The organism is Aquabacterium sp. A08, assembly GCF_011742065.1.
The window spans coordinates 1-241 of the sequence record NZ_JAAQQT010000060.1 but is presented as its reverse complement, the minus strand read 5'-3'; the positions used below and the strand labels follow the sequence as shown (position 1 = coordinate 241).

The window sequence follows — 241 nt, the reverse complement described above, 5'->3', positions numbered from 1 at the left end:
CAGGTGCGGGTCAAGGCCGAAGACCGGCTGACGGTGGTGTCGCTCGCCGCCACCCCGAAAGCCGTCGCACAGCCGTCGAACGAGGAGGGCCAGACGCCATGAGTCTGACATTGGGGCATTTCCTGTCGCTGGGCGCGGCGCTGTTTGCGCTCTCCGTGGTCGGCATTTTCCTGAACCGCAAGAACCTGATCGTGCTGCTGATGGCCATCGAGCTGATGCTGCTGGCGGTCAACATGAACTT

Annotated in this window: 1 protein-coding gene; it reads left to right on the top strand. The window is 63.1% G+C overall.

Features of this window, described 5'->3' with window-relative positions:
* Positions 1-98: 98 nt before the first annotated feature.
* On the top strand, positions 99-241 hold a 143-nt coding region (locus tag HA630_RS00345), incomplete at its 3' end, for an NADH-quinone oxidoreductase subunit K (RefSeq protein ID WP_208299878.1).